The sequence below is a fragment of the Rhodococcus sp. BP-261 genome, assembly GCF_019835205.1.
GTDB classification, from domain to species: Bacteria; Actinomycetota; Actinomycetes; order Mycobacteriales; family Mycobacteriaceae; genus Rhodococcoides; species Rhodococcoides kyotonensis_B.
This window is the reverse complement of sequence record NZ_JABUCO010000005.1, coordinates 248,530-265,484: the sequence shown is the minus strand read 5'-3', so window position 1 is coordinate 265,484 and position 16,955 is coordinate 248,530. Positions and strand designations below refer to the sequence as shown.

The following is a 16,955-nucleotide window of genomic DNA, read 5'->3' as shown; positions in this document are numbered from 1 at the left end:
GACCCGTGAAACACCTAGGACGCACGGGAGGTGCAGGCTCCGAGAATACTCGGAGCGCTACGTGCTGAACTCGATCACCCGTCTGGGACGGAAAGCCGACCACCGGCGACATGACGAGATCATTCTCCCGTGGCCGACGGTACGACGTGCTCCACCGATTGACTGGGCGGCTGCGACGCCGGTTCGAGCTGCCCCGCGCGAAGGTTGGCGAGCCCGACCAGTGCGAGGATCACCACTGCGGTACCCACGACGCCTGCCACGGTGGCCTGCCACGAGATCGACTGATCGGAACGGCGTTCTTCGACGCACGAGTCCGCGTACGCACCCATCGACGACGGCTGATGTGCCGACGGGGCCGAGTGCACGTAGCGACGTCGCGCAGGCGTTGCGCGTCGACGGGAGGGACGCGCGACCGGGCGGACCACCCGAGGGTCTGAAACCGTGATGCTCATCGAGATCTCCACTGCTGTCGACGATGATCGAACCACTTGCCTTCGTTCCATTCGATCAGGCGTTCGATGAACGCTTGTTCGAAGTTCTATCACGCGGGTCCGACAAAGTCAGTAGAAAATGCGACACGGATCGAACAGATGTTTGATCGAACAGCGTCGACGGGCTAGATTCGTGTCAGAAACCACACGTCACACCGGCACCACTCGAAATGGCGTCACAGAACCACAGGCGACAGCCACACCAGCATCGGCAACGCACGCCGAGACGGCAGGAGGATGCACGTATGAAGGACGAGACCTCGTCAGGGTCTACACCGGCACCGAAGTCCGCCGGATCCAGGTCTGCCGGCAAGAGTTCGGCGGGCAAGCCTGCCGCCGTGCCGACGGCGAAGGCCTTCGAAGGAGAAGGCACCGACATCAACGCGGGGCTCACGGAGCGTCAGCGCAAGGTACTCGAGGTCATTCGCGCATCGGTCACCGAGCGCGGGTACCCGCCGAGCATCCGTGAGATCGGTGACGCGGTCGGTCTGACGTCGACGTCGTCGGTCGCCCATCAGCTGCGGACGCTCGAACGCAAGGGATTCCTGCGCCGTGACGCGAACCGTCCCCGTGCGGTGGATGTTCGCGGACTCGACGAGGTGCAGGCCGACCACGCAGCCGCCGTCGCCGACGGTTCGGCTGCCGCCGAGGATCAGCTGCCGACACCCACGTTCGTGCCCGTCCTCGGACGTATCGCCGCCGGAGGCCCGATTCTCGCCGAGGAAGCCGTCGAGGACGTCTTCCCGCTGCCCCGCGAACTCGTCGGCCAGGGGTCGCTGTTCCTTCTCAAGGTCGTCGGCGAGTCGATGATCGACGCCGCGATCTGCGACGGCGACTGGGTGGTCGTACGGCAGCAGAGCGTGGCCGACAACGGTGACATCGTCGCGGCGATGATCGACGGCGAGGCCACCGTGAAGACGTTCAAGCGGTCGAAGGGCGATATCTGGCTCATGCCGCACAACCCTTTGTTCGAACCCATTCCGGGCAACGACGCCGCAATCCTGGGCAAGGTCGTCACCGTGATGCGCAAGCTCTGATTCCACGAACGACGAAGCCCGCGTCCACCGAGGTCGTACTCGGTGGGCGCGGGCTTCGTGCTGTCGTCGGGGCCACAACCCGGCCGGAGCGAATGTGGCCTTCCGGTCACTCGGAGTGACCGAATGTCACCCTCGGTCGGGAAAGAGAAAGGAAACGGGGAGGCGGGACTACAGGTCCAGCCCGCGCCCGATGATCTCCTTCATGATCTCGGTGGTGCCGCCGTAGATCGTCTGGACGCGTGAGTCCATGTACGCCTTGGCGATCGGGTATTCCTTCATGTAGCCGTAGCCGCCGTGCAGCTGCAGGCACCGATCGATCAGCTTGACCTGGTTCTCGGTCGTCCACCACTTTGCCATCGCAGCTTCCTGCACCGTCAGCGTTCCGGCGTTGAGCAGTTCGATGAACTTGTCGACCATGATGCGGGTCGCCGTGGTCTCGGTGGCCAGTTCGGCCAGTACGAAGCGGGTGTTCTGGAACTTGCCGATCGACTTGCCGAACGCCTTGCGGTCGCGGCAGTACTGGACCGTCATATCGAGGGCGGCCTCCATGGCGGCGGCAGCGACGACGGCGATGGACAGTCGCTCCTGCGGCAGATTCTGCATGAGGTAGATGAAGCCCATGCCTTCTTCGCCGAGCAGGTTGGCAGCAGGCACTCGAACGTCGGTGAAGCTGAGCTCGGCGGTGTCCTGCGCCTTCATGCCGATCTTGTCGAGATTGCGGCCGCGTTCGAAGCCGGGCATGTCCCGTTCGACGACGAGCAGGCTGAAGCCCTGCGCGCCCTTGTCCGGATCGGTGCACGCGACGACGATGACGATGTCGGCGTTGATCCCGTTGGTGATGAACGTCTTCGAGCCGTTCAGCACCCATTCGTCACCGTCACGAACGGCTTTGGTCTTGATGCCCTGCAGGTCGCTGCCGGTGCCGGGCTCGGTCATCGCGATCGCGGAAATCAGTTCGCCCGAACAGAATCCGGGCAGCCACCGCTTCTTCTGCTCCTCGTTGGTGAGCTTGATCAGGTACGGCGCGACGACGTCGTTGTGCAGTGTGAAGCCGATGCCGCTGTAGCCACCCCTGGTCGTCTCCTCGGTGACGATGGAGTTGTACCGGAAGTCCTCGACTCCCCCGCCGCCGTACTCCTCGGGCACGGCCATACCGAGAAAGCCTTGCTTTCCGGCTTCGACCCACACGTCACGGTCGACGATGTTCTGCTCTTCCCACGTCGCGTGATTCGGAGCGACGTGTTGTTCGAGGAACTTGCGGTACGACTCGCGGAAGAGATCGTGCTCCGAATCGAACAGGGTGCGTTCCACTTCATCACTCCTCATCGGTACTGCCGGACGGCATGGAACCTCGCCGCCGACGGTTGGCGTAGTTCGAACATTACGACCGAACCGAGTTCGCAGTCGATGACCGTTTCGTGCGTCATCGGTGACCGAACGCGCGGTACGTCAGTTCTGTCGCGCCCGAGCCAGGCTGCGCACGATCGGATAGCCGACGAGGATGCCCACCGAGCCCCATGCGATGCCGCCGAGTTCGACCGAGCCGACCGTCAGCGTCAGGTCCCCGATGCCTGCGACGAGCGCCGCGGCCACGACCATCAGGTTGACCGGGTCGGTGAAGTCGACCTTGTTGTCGAACCAGATACGTACTCCGAGGAGACCGATCAGGCCGTACAGCACCAGCGTCGCACCGCCGATGACCCCGGAGGGAACGGTGAAGACGAGAGCCCCGAACTTCGGCGAGAACGCGAGAACCACGGCGGTCGCGGCGGCAACCCAGTACGCGGCCGTCGAGTAGACACGGGTGGCGGCCATGACGCCGATGTTCTCCGCGTACGTCGTCGTCCCCGACCCACCTGCCGCGCCGGCCAGGGTGGTGGCCAGGCCGTCGGCGATCAACGCGTCACCGGCCAGGTCGTCGAGCGACTTCCCCGTCATGGCCGACACGGCCTTGACGTGTCCGACGTTCTCCGCGATCAACACGATCACGACCGGCAGGGCGATGAGTACGACGGACAGCTCGAACGTCGGCCCGCGGAACTCGGGCACGCCGATCCAGGCCGCGTCGCGCATAGCGTCGAGCCTGGTCTGGTCGATCTCGCCGAGAACGGCCGCGAAGACCCATCCGATCACGACGCCGACCAGAATGCCGAGCCGACCGAGAAGTCCTGGACCGACGACGGTGACGAGCAGAATCGCGATCAACGTCACCGCCGCGACGAGCGGCTGCGCCTCGAACGACGACGTCGCGGCCGGAGCCAGGTTGAGCCCGATCAAGACGACGACGGCTCCGGTGACGACCGGCGGCATGACGGCTTCGATCACCCGTCCGCCCGCGAACCTGACGACGAAACCGATTGCGGCCAGGACGATTCCGACGGACATGACGGCGCCGAGTTGCGCTGCCGGCCCGTCTGCCTGCGCAGCACTGAGCGGGGCGATGAACGCGAACGACGATCCGAGGTAGCTCGGAATGCGTCCGCGTGTGATCACCAGGAAGAGCGCGGTGCCGATTCCGGAGAACAGCAAGGTGGTGGTCACCGGGAATCCGGTGACCGTCGGAACCAACAGCGTCGCACCGAACATGGCGATGACGTGCTGCATTCCGATACCGATCGTGCGCGGCCACGACAGACGTTCGTCCGGGGCCACCACCGCGCCTGCAGCGACAGTCTTTCCGTTGCCGTGCAGGGTCCATCCGAAGTTTCGACTCACAAGGAATGAATCCTAGAGGGCATTCAGTTCAGGATTGCAGCAACCGCCGCGCGTGCGGCGGAAGCGCTGTCCGCGCGCAGAGCTGCGTCGGCTGCCTCGACACACTTGTCGAACGTGACGGTCGACAGCTTCGCTCCGACGTGGGCGACGGCGGCCGACGCAGCCGACAGCGACGTGATGCCCAGACCCACGAGCACACACGCGAGCAACGGATCGGCCGCTGCCTCGCCGCATACACCGACCGGCTTGCCTGCGGCGGCACCTGCCTTGGCGGTGTGCGAGACGAGCGCGAGCACGGCAGGCTGCCACGGATCGGTCAGCGCGGCCAGTTGAGAGGACATCCGGTCGGCTGCCATCGTGTACTGGGCGAGGTCGTTCGTGCCGATCGACAGGAAGTCGACGTGCTCGAGAATGTGCTCGGCCAGCAGGGCCGCGGCGGGAACCTCGATCATCACCCCGGGTTTCAGCCCGCGCTCACGCACGTCGGCCGCGAACGCAGCGGCCTCGGCGGCGGTCGCGATCATCGGGGCCATGACCCACGGGTTCGAGCCGGTCGCCTTCGCTGCGGCGGCGATGCCGTCGAGCTGGCGATACAGGATGCCACGATCCTGTTCCGCGATGCGGATTCCACGAACACCGAGGGCAGGGTTGGCCTCGTCGGCGTGATTGGCGAAGCGCAGCGGCTTGTCCGAGCCTGCGTCCAGTGTGCGGACGACGACCTTGTGTCCGGCGAACGCCTCCAGCACCTCCCCGTAGATCGCGGCTTGCTCGTCGACGGTCGGCTCGGCGTCGCGGTCCAAGAAGCACAACTCCGTCCGAAACAGTCCGACGCCGTCCGCCGCGGAACTGCGGGCTGCGCGCGCGCCTGCGCCGTCCTGGACGTTCGCGAGGATGTCGACGGGGTGACCGTCCGCCGTGGCGCCCGGACCGCTCCAGCCCGACACACGGGCGAGTTCGGCTTTCGCGTCGGCGACGAGCCTCGCCGCGTCGTCCGCGTTCGGGTCGAGCACCACGTCGCCCGTCGTGCCGTCGACCATGGCCGTCGTGCCCGCGGGCACGTCGTCGAGACCGGCAACGGCGACGATGCAGGGGATGCCCAGCTGACGCGCGATGATCGCGGTGTGACTGGTGGGCCCGCCGAGCGACGTCGCCAAGCCGACGACGAGGGTGGCGTCGAGACCTGCGGTGTCGGCCGGCGCCAGGTCGTCGGCGAAGAGGATCGACGGCTCGGTCGGCACCGGCACGCCGGGCTCGTCGACTCCGAGAATTTCGGCGACGACCCGGTCGCGGATGTCGCGAAGGTCGGTGACGCGCTCGGCCATCAGTCCGCCGAGCTTCTCGAACATCGTCGCGATCTGTTGCGTTGCTGCTTCCGTCGCTGCCGTCGCGCGGGTGCCCTTGGAGATCAGCTTCTCGGCGGCACCGAGCCATCCGCGATCCTGGGCCATCGCGGCGTTCGCCGACAGGACTTCCGACGCGGCCCCGGTCGCGAGTTCCGCTCGTCCCCGCAGCCGGGCGGCCACGGTCGCGGCGGCCGTGCGGAAGCGTTCGAGCTCTTCGCCGCGCGCCGCGTCGTCGACGACGGTCGTGTCGGTCGGAACTTCCGGGCGACGGCCGGGTCGGATGACCGGGCCGAATCCCACACCGGGAACGACAGGAGTCCCCCGCAACACCGTGTCCTGCGCATCGGATCGCAGCGATCCCGTCATGTGTCCTCCTTCGTCGTTCGGTGTGTTCGACCCGTCACCCGCCGTTGTCTGTGATCGAGATTACTCGTCGGCCTTGACATGTCAACAGATACGGGCGTAAAACAACATAAACCAACAGTAATCAGGAAGGAGTCGGGGGTGTACGCAGAAGAACGACAGCAATCCATCGCGGAACTGATCAGCACCCGCGGCCGCGTCTCCGTCGCCGACCTGTCCGTTGCCTACGGCGTCACCACCGAAACGGTGCGACGCGATCTCGCAGTGCTCGACCGCCTCGGCGTCGTGCGTCGAGTGCACGGCGGAGCGGTGCCCGCATCTGCGCTGACGGCCACCGAGCCCGGTGTCGGAGAGCGCGAGTACACGCGCGCGGAGCAGAAGGACGCGATCGCGTCCGCAGCGCTCGACTACCTTCCTCCCGCGGGCGGCAGCGCCGTCTTCGACGCCGGAACCACCACCGGGCGACTGGCCTCCCTGCTGACCGGCGACCGCGACCTGACTCTCGTCACCAATTCGGTACCGATCGCCGCGAGGGTTGCGCCGCTCACCGGCGTGAACCTGCGGATGCTCGGCGGCCGCGTGCGCGGTACGACGCAGGCCGCCGTCGGACCCGAGGCCATGCAGGCGCTCGAATGGCTGCGCGTCGACGTCGCGTTCATCGGCACCAACGCCCTCAGTATCGGCCACGGGCTGTCCACACCGGACAGCGACGAAGCCGCCGTGAAACGAGCGATGGTCAATTGCGCCAACCATGTTGTCGTTCTCGCGGATTCGACGAAGATCGGCCGCGAACACCTCGTGAGCTTCGCCAGACTGGACCACATCGACGTCGTCGTCACCGACGGCGACATCGAGGACACGGATCGTAAGAGTTTGACCGACAACGGAATCGAGGTCGTGACCGCATGATCGTCACACTGACAGCGAACCCGAGTATCGACAGAACCGTCGTACTCGATTCGGAACTGGTTCGCGGCGGAGTGCATCGAGCACGCACCACCGTCAACGACCCCGGTGGCAAAGGCGTCAACGTCGCGCGAGTGCTGACGGGCGCGGGCGTCCAGTCCATGGCCGTCCTGCCTGCGGCAAGCGGCGACCCGCTGTTGGAAGCACTGAGCACCAAGGGCGTTCGCTTCTGGAGCGTGCCGACCGACGGCCTCGCACGCACCAACATCACCGTCAGCGAGCCCGGTGGCACGACGACCAAGATCAACGAACCCGGCGCCGTGCTCACCGCGGCAACGCGTGACGCGCTGTTCGAGACCGTCGTCGATCTCGGCCGCGACGCTGCGTGGGTTGCATTGTCGGGATCGCTGCCGCCCGGAATCGCACCCGGTTGGTACGCGGAACTCGTTCGCGCACTGCGCGAGACGCCGTGCAGGGTCGCCGTCGACACCTCGGACGAGCCATTGCTGTCGCTCGCCGAATCGTTCCCCGAATCCGCTCCCGACCTGATCAAGCCGAACTCCGAGGAACTCGCCCAGCTGACCGGCGTCGACGGCGACGCGCTCGAGCAGGCGGCGTCAGCCGGCGACCCGACCGCAGCGGTCGAAGCCAGCCGCATTCTGCTCGGTCGCGGCGTCGGCAGCGTGCTCGCCACTCTCGGCAGCGCCGGGGCCGTCCTCGTCACCGCCGAGGGTGCCTGGTTCGCCAGCCCGCCACGGATCGATGCCATCAGCACGGTCGGCGCGGGCGACTCCTCTCTTGCCGGCTACATCCTGGCCGACATCGAACACTGTTCGCCGGCCGATCGTCTCCGTCGCGCAGTCGCTTTCGGAACTGCAGCCACCGCCCTACCGGGTACGACGCTGCCGACGCCGAATCAAGCACGGCCCGACGCCGTCACCGTGCATGCTCTCGATTCACCTCCCGCCAGCTCGTCCTCTACCCCTTCCAGTTCGTCGACACTCTCCTAGGAGCCGTCATGTCCACACCAACCCACGATCCCGCGATCATCGCGGAGGAGCTCATCCTCCTCGATGCGGACCTCGGCGAGTCCAAAGATGCTGTCATCGAACGACTGTCCGAGACTCTTGCCGCCGCAGGCCGCGCGACCGACGCCGCGCCGCTGCGTGACGCCGCCCTCGCCCGCGAGGCTCAGTCCGCGACCGGCCTGCCCGGTGGGATCGCGATCCCGCACTGCCGCGCCGACGCCGTCACCTCGGCCTCGCTCGGTTTCGCTCGGCTGAACCCGAAGGTCGACTTCGGAGCACCGGACGGCCCTGCCGATCTCGTGTTCCTGATCGCAGCTCCGACCGGAGCCGGATCCGCGCACATGAAGCTGCTGTCGAGCCTCGCGCGTGCTCTCGTCAAGCCGGAGTTCGTCGCGTCGCTGCGCAACGCCGCCACCGCGGCCGACGTGGTCGCACTGGTCGACGGCGTGATCAACCCGGCACCGAAGGCTGCACCCGCCGAGGCACCTGCCGCCGCTCCCGCAGCTGCGCCTGCCACTGCGGAACCCGCTGCCGACGCACCCGCCGACGCGCCGAAGCACATCGTCGCCGTCACGGCCTGCCCGACCGGCATCGCGCACACCTACATGGCCGCCGACTCCCTCGTCGCAGCCGGGGAGCGAGCCGGCGTCACGGTGCACGTCGAGACCCAGGGATCGAGCGGAAGCACTCCCCTCGACCCGTCGGTCATCGCGAGCGCAGAAGCCGTCATCTTCGCCACCGACGTCGGCGTCAAGGGCAAGGAACGCTTCGCGGGCAAGCCCGTCGTGTCGTCCGGCGTCAAGCGCGCCATCAACGAGCCCGACGTCATGGTCACCGAGGCACTGCGTGCGTCCTACGACCCGAACGCAGCTCGCGTGTCCGGCACCGCAGCATCCTCGAGCGGAAGCAGCGCGGCCGCAGGTGAACTCGGCTGGGGCACGCGAATTCGGCAGATCCTACTGACGGGCGTCAGCTACATGATCCCGTTCGTCGCGGCAGGCGGTCTGCTCATCGCGCTCGGCTTCCTGCTCGGCGGATACGAGATCTCCGGCGTCGCCGAGGACATCGTCGTCAACAACTCCATCACGTCTCTTCCCGACGGCGGATTGACCGCCTACCTCGGAGCCGTGTTGTTCCAGATCGGCGCGCTGTCGTTCAGCTTCCTCGTGCCCGCCCTGGCCGGCTACATCTCGTACGCCATCGCCGACAGGCCGGGTCTCGCACCAGGATTCACGGCCGGTGCCGTTGCGGTGCTCGTCGGAGCAGGCTTCATCGGCGGTCTCGTCGGTGGTCTGATCGCAGGCTTCGTCGCATTGTGGATCAGCAAGTGGCGCATTCCGGCCGTGCTGCGTGGCCTCATGCCCGTCGTCATCATTCCGTTGTTCGCGACGCTGATCGTCGGCGGAATCATGTTCCTCGTGCTCGGCAAGCCGCTCGCCGCGATCACCAGCGGACTCACCAACTGGCTCAACGGCCTCAGCGGCAGCTCGGTGGTCATCCTCGGCGTCATTCTCGGCCTGATGATGTGCTTCGACCTCGGTGGCCCGGTCAACAAGGCCGCGTACGCATTCGCCACCGCGGGCCTGTCGGTGACCGACACCGCATCGCTGCGCATCATGGCTGCTGTCATGGCTGCCGGTATGGTTCCGCCGCTCGCGATGGCACTAGCGTCAGCCATTCGTCCGAGGCTGTTCACCGAAGCCGAGCGCGAGAACGGTAAGGCGGCATGGTTCCTCGGCGCGGCGTTCATCTCCGAAGGCGCCATCCCGTTCGCCGCAGCCGACCCACTGCGCGTCATCCCGTCGATGATGGCGGGCGGTGCTGTCACCGGTGCCCTCATCATGGCAACCGACGTCACGCTCAGTGCCCCGCACGGTGGCATCTTCGTCTTCTTCGCCATCGGCAAGATCGTCTGGTTCCTCATCGCTCTCGCGGCCGGAACCGTCGTGTCGGCTCTGCTCGTCGTGTTTGCCAAGCAGTTCGTCAAGGGTAAGAACGCTCCGACCGAAGAAGCGCTCGACCCCGACGTCGTCGCCGCCTGATCCCCACCCACTTCTCTAACCCTGCAGGAGAATCACATGCCCAGCACCACAGTCACCGTCGGATCGTCCATCGGTCTGCACGCTCGTCCCGCAGCGTTGATCGCCGAGGCAGTCGCCGAAGCCGGCGTCGACGTCACCCTCGCGGTGGCGGACCAGGAGCCGGTCGACGCCGGATCCGCTCTGATGATCATGACCCTTGGCGCCACCAAGGGCACCGAGGTGACCGTCGAGAGCGACGACCAGGCGACGCTCGACAAGATCGTGGCTCTCGTCGAGTCCGACCTCGACGCCTGATTCCCAGCTAGCTACGCGTTCGGGTCCGCCCGAACGCGTAGGCAGTCGACGCAAGAGCAAGAACACCGGCGACGGCAAGCGCACCGAACGACCATCGGCCACCCGATGGCGTCTCGGTCGCTGCCGTCGCCGGCGGCGTTTCCACCAACGATGTTGCGTCACGCAGCACGTGGATGGGAGGCAACGGTCCACCCGCGGCCTCCGACGCGACGAGAAGGTTGCCGTCAATGTCGAAAGCGACTGCCTCACCCTGAGGCTGCGACGGCAGCGCGACGACGACCGGGTCTCCGGTCAGCGCACCCGCGACGTCACCATCGGTCACCGGAAACAGGTAGACATCGGTGTAGGTGCGCACGGCCGCGACGGCACCGTCCCGACTGACCGCACCACCCGTCGCGAGAATCGATCCGGTGATGAACGGCGGGCCCCCGGGCGTGTCGGTCCGCTGGAATGCGCGCTCCCCCACCCTCTTCAGTGGAGTGGGACCGGGCGACGCCAGTTGCTCGACGGTCTCGTCGCCGGCCGGGACGTAGATCCCGCTGACGCCCGACACTTCCTTCGTGACGATCACCGGACGTCCGCCGGGTTCGATCAGGACGGTTTCGGCGTCGTGCGGGCCGTCCGGAAAAGTCAGCCGGTGCAGCTCACCCTCACCGGACGACGGATCCATGCTCGCGAGTGCGACGGTGTCGCGGCTACGCAGGTTGTCGCCGGTATCGGACAGCCACAGTCGGCCGTCGTGCGAGCCGAGATCCTCGACGTCGTACGGATCGACCGGCACGTCGAGCCACCGCGTCACAACGCACGAGCTGTCGAGGACCGCGAGCCGGTGATCGGTTCCGCTGTCCCCGATCGCGTACAGCTCACCCTCGATGGCCGTGAGCCCCGACAACTCGTCCAGCCCCGGATCGGTGGGTGTGCACAGGGTCTCGAACTGTTCCTGTCGAACGTCGGGCTCTGCGTCGGCGGTCGCCGGGACGAGCATCAGCGCACCGACGAGACCGGTGACGGCAACACCCCTCATGTGAAGGTCAGGCGGTGACGGCGTCGTAGGCGAAGTCCGACAACACCGACGCGAGAGCGTGGGGAACTCGCGCAGCGACGTGCGTGCCCCCCGCCTCGTGCGTCGACTCGCTGATGCGTCCCTCGGAGTGGATACGAGCGACGAGATCGCCACGCGTGTACGGGATCAACACGTCGACCTCCGCTTCGGGCCAGGCAAGGATCTCGCCGAGATGGTCGCGCAATTCGGCGACGCCCTCTCCCGTGCGCGCCGAGACGAACCGTGCCCCGGGAAGCAGTCCACGCAGCTGCGTCAGCTGGACGGGATCGGCGGCGTCGATCTTGTTGACGACGATCAACTCGGGTGGCATCGGGGCGTCGTGTTCCTTGACGACGTCCATGATGACCTCGCGCACGGCCTTGATCTGGTCGGTCGGCAGCGGATCCGACCCGTCGACGACGTGCAGCAGCAGATCTGCGTCGGTCACCTCTTCCAGCGTCGAACGAAATGCTTCGACGAGCTGGGTCGGCAGGTGCCGCACGAATCCGACGGTGTCGGTGAGCACGATCGCGCGACCGTCGTCGAGCGTCGACTTCCGCGACGTCGGATCCAGCGTCGCGAAGAGAGCGTTCTGCACGAGCACACCGGAACCGGTGAGCTTGTTGAGCAGACTCGACTTGCCGGCGTTGGTGTATCCGACGATCGCGATGTTGGGCGTCGTGCTTCCCACCCGGCGTTCACGCTTGGTGTCACGGGCCTGCTTCATGCCCTTGATCTCGCGTCGCAGCTTGGCCATACGTTCGCGAATACGACGACGATCGGTCTCGATCTTGGTCTCACCGGGACCACGCAGACCCACACCGCCGTTGCTGCCGGCACGACCACCGGCCTGCCGGGACATCGATTCACCCCAACCGCGCAGTCGCGGAAGCATGTACTCCATCTGCGCGAACGCGACCTGAGCCTTGCCCTCGCGTGACGTCGCGTGCTGGGCGAAGATGTCGAGGATCAACGCCGTACGGTCGATGACCTTGACCTTGACGACCTTCTCCAGCGCATTGAGCTGTGCGGGAGTCAGTTCACCGTCGCAGATGACGGTGTCGGCGCCGGTGGACAGGACGACGTCGCGTAGCTCGTGTGCCTTACCCGAACCGATGTAGGTGGCGGGGTCGGGCTTGTCGCGACGCTGCATCAATGCGTCGAGCACCTCGGAGCCGGCGGTCTCGGCGAGCGCGGCCAGCTCGGCCATGCTGTTCTCGGCCTGCGCGGCCGTGCCGCTGGTCCAGACACCGACGAGCACGACGCGTTCGAGGCGCAGCTGTCGGTATTCGACCTCGGTGACGTCGGCGAGCTCGGTGGACAGGCCTGCGACGCGTCGAAGCGCCGTGCGCTCTTCGAGCTGCATGTCACCGGACGAGGGAGTGTCCTCGTCGAGTGGAAGTGGGGATCGGGCGATGCGCCTCGACCACGCTTCCGATTCCTGCGGCGTCCAGCGCTCGGCGGAATCGGTGTCGGCCTGCGGGCCCACGTGGTTTTCAGGGTGATGTGTCTCAGTCATGTACTGTCCATCATCCACGAAATCGGCAGCGCATGCACGTGAGTTTCAGCCGAGCTCCTGCCACCACGTGTCGTCGACGGTGCCTTCGGCGAGCAGAACCGAGGGTCCGCGCAGCATCGAGCCGGAGTCGTCGATCGTCACGGTGACCTCGCCACCGGGAACGCCGACGACGACGGAACCCGAATCGAGGCCCTCGTAGGACAATGCCGCTGCCGCCGCCGCGACCGTCCCCGTGCCGCACGAGCGGGTCTCGCCGACGCCGCGCTCGAACACACGCATGTCGACCCGGCCGAACTGCAGACGCGTCACGATCTCGACGTTCGCGCCGTTCCGGAAGAAGTCCGCGTCCAGATCGGGAGGAGTCGACAAATCCAGCTCTCGCAGCGACACGACGTCGGCAGACGCGTCGACGCAGGCCAGATGCGGATTGCCGACATCGATGCCGATGCCGTCGAACGTCCGACCACCCAGCGTCGTGCTGCTGGCCCCCAGTAGCTGCACGTCGCCCATCTCGACCGACACGTCTGCGTTCGTCTCGTCGAACTTGTGCACGGTGACCGGTCGCGCTCCTGCCCGCGACCCGACGACGAACCGGTCGCCGTCCACGAGGCCGTGTGCACGCACGTAATGCGCGAAGACCCGAACACCGTTACCGCACATCTCGGCGATGGTTCCGTCACCGTTGCGGTAGTCCATGAACCAGTCGTCCGCGCCGACGCCGACCGGCAGTCGGTCGAGGACGCCTGCGTCGCGCAGCGCGCCTGCTCGAGCGACACGCAAGACACCGTCGGCGCCGATCCCGCGACGTCGATCGCACAGCGCGGCGACACGGGTGCGCAGCAGTTCGATCTTCACATCGGGATCGAACAGCACGACGAAGTCGTTCTGCGTTCCGTGGCCCTTGGCAAAATGCATGGTCGAAATCCTACCGCTGGGCGTCATGCCCGGAGACGGCTGCAAGTGCTGTCTCGGACAACCGGGCGTCCGCGCCGTCGAGCCACTGCACCCTGGGGTCACGCCGAAACCACGACCGCTGCCGACGGACGTAACGGCGCGTGCCGATGAACGTGCGCTCCCGCGCGTAATCCAGGTCGGTGTCGCCGGCGAGGTAGTCCAGCACCTGGGCGTATCCGATGGCCCGCGACGCGGTGACGCCGTCACGCAGCCCCTGATCGACCAGCGCGGCGACTTCGTCGACGAGGCCCGACTCGAACATCAGATCCGTTCGTCGGGCGATCCGCTCGTCGAGTTCGCCGGTGTCGCGATCCACTCCCAGGATGCGCGTGCCCCACCGCGGCGTCCCGATCGTGGGCGCCGACGCCGCGAACGGCAGCCCGGTGATCTCGACGACCTCCAGTGCGCGCACCATGCGACGGCCGTCGGTCGGGAGGATGGACGCCGCCGCCTCCGGATCGGCCGCGGTCAGCGCGCGATGCACCGCCTCGGTCCCACCGTCGGCCAGTAGCTGCTCCCAGCGTGCCCTCACCTCGGGATCGGTTGCAGGGAACGCCCACTCGTCGAGCAGCGACTGGACGTACATCATCGATCCGCCGACGATGATCGGCACCTTGCCGCGGGCCGCGATCTCCTCGACGTCCCGGACGGCCGACGCCTGGTACTTGGCCACCGTTGCGATTTCGGTGACGTCGAGTACGTCCAGCTGGTGATGCGGAATCCCGCGCCGCTCGTGCACGGGCAGCTTGGCGGTGCCGATGTCCATGCCGCGATAGAGCTGCATCGCATCGATGTTGACGATCTCACCGTCCAGGGTCTCGGCGAGATCGAGCCCGAGGTCCGATTTCCCGGTCGCGGTCGGTCCGACGACCGCGATCGGGGTGCGCGAACTCATGCCGGCAGCTCCCAGAATCCGGCGAAGTAGCCGACACCGAACGGCGCTCCCCTGTGCAACGGAATCGAACTCACGACGACGTCGCCGACGACGGCTGCCGACACCTGCCACGCTGCGGCACCGGACGCGCCGAGCTCCCGGCACAGATCGCGGTCGATCCCGGCGAGGAACGAGACGTCGGCGCGTTCGAGTGCGTCGTCGAGCCCGGACTGGAACGCGGCCGCGCGATCGTCGAACGAGCCGGGCGCCTTCGGTGTCAGCGTCGTGCAACCGTCCGCGACGACGAGCACACCCCAGTCCTCGTCGTCGGCGTCCATGCGCTGCCGAAGTTCGTGGCCCAGGCGGCGGCAGGTCGACGCATCCGTGTCGGCGGCGACGATGCGCGCCTCGACGACGGCGCCCGGAACGGCATGGCCGCGCAGCCACCCGGCGATCAACGCCGCCAGCGGCATCCGGTCGTCCGTCTGCGCCGCGTCGGTGGACAGGCCGACCTCGACGTCGACCCCGTATCCGCGGAACGAGCCACGCGCGACGGGCGGCACGGTCGCAGGCTCATCGGCCACACCGAGCGCAATCCAGCGAGTGGCGACGCGGCCGAGTCGGGTCGCGGCATCCAGCGCCGCGCGACGTACTGCGTCCGTCTCGGAGGCTCCACCGCCGGTCAACTCCGGAACCAACAGGGGCGGGGACGGCACCAGGGCCACTGCGCGGAACACGACGACCACGCTAGTCGGTGGACGCGAATGCGCCGACACGGATGCCGCCGTTGGCGTACGACATCGTCTGTTGCTCTCCGACCTGTTTCAATGGTCGGAACCGGCGACACCGAGTTCAATGGTGTTCATCGGTGACCACAGCGCGATAGAGGCAGCCGTGACGCGCGGCAGAGACGAGGAACAATGACCGACCCCAGTGGCACGACCAGCAGCGGCTCTTCCGAATCTGCAGGTCCGAAGCCCGGAAGCCCCAAGCCCGGCGGTCCGAAGCCGGGCGCTCCGAAGCCTGGCGGCGTATCGCAGAAGGCAGCCAAGCCGTCGACTCCGGGGGTGGCCAAACCTCATCCTGTCTCGTCGCACGTCGCGTCCGTGACGCCCACCGTCGCGCCTCCGAGCGATCCGAGCAAGTTCGGCCGCGTCGACGACGACGGCACCGCCTGGGTGACGACGCCCGACGGCGAACGCCAGATCGGCTCGTGGCAGGCAGGCGACGCGGCCGAGGGCCTCGCGCACTTCGGACGACGCTACGACGACCTGTCCACCGAGGTGGCACTCCTCGAAGCTCGGCTGACGGCAGGCTCCGGTGACGCGAAGAAGACGAAGGCGGCCGCGCAAGCGCTGCTCGAGTCCATTCCGACCGCGGCGATCATCGGTGACATCGACGCGCTGACCCGTCGGCTCGAGGTCGTCGTCGAGCATTCGGAGGCCGCGGCGGCCGTGGCGAAGCACGAGAAGGAACTCGAGCGCGCGGCGCACACCTCGCGCAAGGAGGAGCTCGCGGCCGAGGCCGAGCAGATCGGTAGCGAGTCCACGCAGTGGAAGCACGCCGGCGACCGGCTTCGCGAGATCCTCGACGAGTGGAAGACCATCCGCGGCGTCGACCGCAAGGTGGACGACGCGCTCTGGAAGCGCTACTCGAAGGCGCGCGAGAACTTCAACCGTCGTCGAGGCGCGCACTTCGCCGACCTCGACCGCGAGCGCGGGGCCGCCAAGGCACGCAAGGAAGAGCTCGTCGAACAGGCGCGTGCGCTGTCGTCGTCGACCGATTGGGGTCCGACCGCCGGGGCGTTCCGCGACCTGCTCGTCGAATGGAAGGCAGCCGGACGAGCGCCACGCGACGCCGACGACGCACTGTGGAAGAACTTCAAGGCCGCGCAGGACGTGTTCTTCGCGGCGCGGAACGCAGCAGCTTCCGAGCGTGACGCCGAGTTCGAGGCCAACGCCGCCGCGAAGGAAGAACTGCTGAGCCATTACACCCACATCGATCCAGCCAAGGATCTCGAGGCCGCCCGTGCGTCGCTGCGGGATCTCCAGGAGAAGTGGGACGAGATCGGCAAGGTCCCCCGCGATCGCATGCACGACCTGGAGGGCAAGCTACGCGCCATCGAGAAGACGGTTCGCGACGCCGCGGACGACCAGTGGCGACGGACCGATCCGGAGGCATTGGCTCGCGCGGCACAGTTCCGTGAGCGCGTCGCGCAGTTCGAGGAGCAGGCTGCGAAGGCTCAGGCCGCAGGCAAGGACAAGGACGCGAAGAAGGCTCTCGAGCAGGCTCAGCAGTGGCGTGAATGGGCCGACGCCGCCGAGGGCGCCGTGGGCGAGCGGTAGAC

General features: G+C 67.1%; 15 protein-coding genes. 6 read left to right on the top strand and 9 right to left on the bottom strand.

Annotation, left to right across the window (positions count from 1 at the left end):
* Positions 1–119: 119 nt before the first annotated feature.
* The gene (locus HQ354_RS08760; protein WP_125833460.1) at positions 120–452 is read right to left on the bottom strand and encodes a hypothetical protein; all 333 of its coding nucleotides are present in this window, start codon (positions 450–452) and stop codon (positions 120–122) included.
* 284 nt (positions 453–736) lie between these two features.
* Between HQ354_RS08760 and lexA the strand changes: the two genes are divergently transcribed.
* Positions 737–1,528 (top strand): transcriptional repressor LexA, encoded by a 792-nt coding sequence (gene lexA, locus HQ354_RS08755; protein ID WP_206030689.1) that lies wholly within the window; start codon positions 737–739, stop codon positions 1,526–1,528.
* Positions 1,529–1,696: 168 nt separating this feature from the next.
* On the opposite strand, the gene HQ354_RS08750 is transcribed toward lexA, so the two are convergent.
* The 3 genes from HQ354_RS08750 to ptsP form a co-directional block, all read right to left on the bottom strand.
* Positions 1,697–2,839, bottom strand: a complete 1,143-nt coding sequence (locus HQ354_RS08750) for an acyl-CoA dehydrogenase family protein (RefSeq protein WP_068428935.1) — start codon at positions 2,837–2,839, stop codon at positions 1,697–1,699.
* Between the two features lie 138 nt (positions 2,840–2,977).
* The gene (locus HQ354_RS08745; protein ID WP_068428934.1) at positions 2,978–4,243 is read right to left on the bottom strand and encodes a uracil-xanthine permease family protein; all 1,266 of its coding nucleotides are present in this window, start codon (positions 4,241–4,243) and stop codon (positions 2,978–2,980) included.
* 23 nt (positions 4,244–4,266) lie between these two features.
* Positions 4,267–5,952, bottom strand: a complete 1,686-nt coding sequence (gene ptsP / locus HQ354_RS08740; RefSeq protein ID WP_167676068.1) for a phosphoenolpyruvate--protein phosphotransferase — start codon at positions 5,950–5,952, stop codon at positions 4,267–4,269.
* A 138-nt stretch (positions 5,953–6,090) separates the two neighbouring features.
* Between ptsP and HQ354_RS08735 the strand changes: the two genes are divergently transcribed.
* From HQ354_RS08735 to HQ354_RS08720, 4 genes are read left to right on the top strand one after another with little or no spacing between them, the layout of a single operon-like run.
* Complete coding sequence (locus HQ354_RS08735) at positions 6,091–6,858, top strand: DeoR/GlpR family DNA-binding transcription regulator (RefSeq protein ID WP_068428929.1); 768 nt, start codon at positions 6,091–6,093, stop codon at positions 6,856–6,858.
* The gene (locus HQ354_RS08730; protein ID WP_068428926.1) at positions 6,855–7,865 is read left to right on the top strand and encodes a 1-phosphofructokinase family hexose kinase; all 1,011 of its coding nucleotides are present in this window, start codon (positions 6,855–6,857) and stop codon (positions 7,863–7,865) included. Before HQ354_RS08735 ends, HQ354_RS08730 begins: the two co-directional genes overlap by 4 nt.
* Positions 7,866–7,873: 8 nt before the next feature.
* Positions 7,874–9,925 carry a fructose-specific PTS transporter subunit EIIC gene (locus tag HQ354_RS08725; RefSeq protein WP_222634563.1) on the top strand — a complete coding sequence of 684 codons (2,052 nt, stop codon included), beginning with the start codon at positions 7,874–7,876 and terminating at the stop codon, positions 9,923–9,925.
* Positions 9,926–9,961: 36 nt separating this feature from the next.
* Positions 9,962–10,219 carry an HPr family phosphocarrier protein gene (locus tag HQ354_RS08720; protein ID WP_068428923.1) on the top strand — a complete coding sequence of 86 codons (258 nt, stop codon included), beginning with the start codon at positions 9,962–9,964 and terminating at the stop codon, positions 10,217–10,219.
* A gap of 7 nt (positions 10,220–10,226) precedes the next feature.
* On the opposite strand, the gene HQ354_RS08715 is transcribed toward HQ354_RS08720, so the two are convergent.
* Genes HQ354_RS08715 through HQ354_RS08695 form a run of 5 tightly spaced genes read right to left on the bottom strand, consistent with a single transcriptional unit; the run spans position 10,227 to position 15,345 of the window.
* A complete protein-coding gene (locus tag HQ354_RS08715; RefSeq protein ID WP_261768562.1) occupies positions 10,227–11,243 on the bottom strand; it encodes a hypothetical protein in 1,017 nt (338 codons plus the stop codon).
* Positions 11,244–11,250: 7 nt separating this feature from the next.
* On the bottom strand, positions 11,251–12,780 hold the full coding sequence (hflX, locus tag HQ354_RS08710) for a GTPase HflX (RefSeq protein WP_084423873.1): 1,530 nt from the start codon (positions 12,778–12,780) through the stop codon (positions 11,251–11,253).
* A gap of 45 nt (positions 12,781–12,825) precedes the next feature.
* On the bottom strand, positions 12,826–13,695 hold the full coding sequence (gene dapF, locus HQ354_RS08705) for a diaminopimelate epimerase (RefSeq protein ID WP_068428918.1): 870 nt from the start codon (positions 13,693–13,695) through the stop codon (positions 12,826–12,828).
* 10 nt (positions 13,696–13,705) lie between these two features.
* A complete protein-coding gene (gene miaA, locus HQ354_RS08700) occupies positions 13,706–14,629 on the bottom strand; it encodes a tRNA (adenosine(37)-N6)-dimethylallyltransferase MiaA (protein WP_157105375.1) in 924 nt (307 codons plus the stop codon).
* Positions 14,626–15,345, bottom strand: coding sequence for a hypothetical protein (locus HQ354_RS08695; protein WP_308115151.1), 720 nt, complete (start codon positions 15,343–15,345; stop codon positions 14,626–14,628). The genes miaA and HQ354_RS08695 overlap by 4 nt, the downstream gene beginning before the upstream one ends.
* A gap of 183 nt (positions 15,346–15,528) precedes the next feature.
* Here HQ354_RS08695 and HQ354_RS08690 point away from each other — a divergent pair, with 183 nt between their 5' ends.
* Positions 15,529–16,953 carry a DUF349 domain-containing protein gene (locus HQ354_RS08690; protein ID WP_068428916.1) on the top strand — a complete coding sequence of 475 codons (1,425 nt, stop codon included), beginning with the start codon at positions 15,529–15,531 and terminating at the stop codon, positions 16,951–16,953.
* The last annotated feature ends 2 nt before the right edge of the window (positions 16,954–16,955 follow it).

Coding starts and splice junctions, on each gene's coding strand:
- HQ354_RS08725 (WP_222634563.1), top strand. CDS start 7,874: ATGTCCACACCAACCCACGATCCCGCGATCATCGCGGAGGAGCTCATC.
- HQ354_RS08760 (WP_125833460.1), bottom strand. CDS start 452: ATGAGCATCACGGTTTCAGACCCTCGGGTGGTCCGCCCGGTCGCGCGT.
- dapF (WP_068428918.1), bottom strand. CDS start 13,695: ATGCATTTTGCCAAGGGCCACGGAACGCAGAACGACTTCGTCGTGCTG.
- lexA (WP_206030689.1), top strand. CDS start 737: ATGAAGGACGAGACCTCGTCAGGGTCTACACCGGCACCGAAGTCCGCC.
- HQ354_RS08715 (WP_261768562.1), bottom strand. CDS start 11,243: ATGAGGGGTGTTGCCGTCACCGGTCTCGTCGGTGCGCTGATGCTCGTC.
- hflX (WP_084423873.1), bottom strand. CDS start 12,780: ATGACTGAGACACATCACCCTGAAAACCACGTGGGCCCGCAGGCCGAC.
- ptsP (WP_167676068.1), bottom strand. CDS start 5,952: ATGACGGGATCGCTGCGATCCGATGCGCAGGACACGGTGTTGCGGGGG.
- HQ354_RS08720 (WP_068428923.1), top strand. CDS start 9,962: ATGCCCAGCACCACAGTCACCGTCGGATCGTCCATCGGTCTGCACGCT.
- HQ354_RS08690 (WP_068428916.1), top strand. CDS start 15,529: ATGACCGACCCCAGTGGCACGACCAGCAGCGGCTCTTCCGAATCTGCA.
- miaA (WP_157105375.1), bottom strand. CDS start 14,629: ATGAGTTCGCGCACCCCGATCGCGGTCGTCGGACCGACCGCGACCGGG.
- HQ354_RS08730 (WP_068428926.1), top strand. CDS start 6,855: ATGATCGTCACACTGACAGCGAACCCGAGTATCGACAGAACCGTCGTA.